Source organism: Bartonella sp. CL434QHHD, assembly GCF_042195145.1.
Taxonomy (GTDB): Bacteria; Pseudomonadota; Alphaproteobacteria; order Rhizobiales; family Rhizobiaceae; genus Bartonella.
In genome coordinates this window covers 1-1,125 of sequence record NZ_JBHINT010000061.1, presented here as the reverse complement: position 1 = coordinate 1,125, position 1,125 = coordinate 1, and the positions used below count along the sequence as shown (strand labels likewise).

At 39.8% G+C, this 1,125-nt stretch carries 1 pseudogene; it reads right to left on the bottom strand.

Annotation, left to right across the window (positions count from 1 at the left end):
* Positions 1-1,125, bottom strand: a pseudogene (locus ACFILN_RS09680) (autotransporter outer membrane beta-barrel domain-containing protein); the annotation flags it as partial.

Below are 1,125 nucleotides of genomic sequence, written 5' to 3'. Positions count from 1 at the left end.
GAAACCGGTTTGTTTTTCTTCTTCTTTTCCTAAGACAGATGTTCTGATATTGGCTAAGAGTGCGTTTTGTTTAGCCATATCGGTTAATCCACTGTAGAAGAGAGCATTTGGCATGACCAAATAGCTTGCTGTTTGTGGTACAGGTGCAACGGTAGGGATATTTGTTTCAGGATCAGGATTTGAACCAGAATTGGAGCCAAGCAGTTCGGGTTGCAAACGGAAATCCCAGAAATTTTCATTCTTTTCATCAAAGAGGTTTTGTGCAATATCGGCGTTGCCTTGGCTTGAGTCTGGTCCATAGGCACGTAGTGTATACATATCTGGTAAGCCACCTCTTGTGGTATAGCCATTTACCAGTTTGAAAGAGTTTTCTTCTGCTTTTCCAGAAACTTGAATAAGTGAAAGACCCCGGACATTGGCAGCAGCAGAGGTATTTGCTTCGATATTGTTCTCTTCTAAGCGCCCCGTGACATAAACTGATGTGTTGCCAGAGACATCCCCATGGATCAAAAGTCTATCGGTTTTTTGGTCATTTATTGCAGCACCATCACTCCAAGCCGTGTTGAAGTAAATCTTTGCATCACCCGTTGCATTGTAGACTTCTTGCGTGTCTGGTTTACCAGAACCTATATGCAATGTTTGGTAATGATCTTCTGTTGGTCCATTAAAGATAATGGAGCTGTTATCGAGATTAAGCGTGGAAATATCAGAACGAGATCTTTGAGCGATATCAAGGAGATTGCCATCATCATCTTTTTCATTTTTGCTGATTTTCAACGTCCATTTTGTATTGTTTTTCAGATCAAAGTGCACATTTCTGTCTTTAGCAATATTTGCTCTGCCCTCTAGAATAGACTGATCTGCGCTTAATGTGAAGGTGCCGTTGGAGATCGCTTTAACCTCTTTATTGTTCCAATAATTGTCATTTTTCCAAGATTTTGGATCTTCAAAAAGACCATCTCCTAACAATACATCAGCATGGATTTCTGAATTTTTGAGATTGACTGTACCGATTGACAAACCTGGAATATCTTCCATGTTTGTGTTAGTAAAAGCTCCAACAAAAATTCCAGTACCATTTTCAGCGTGAACATCTGCATTGGTTAAATTGATTTCACTGCTTTT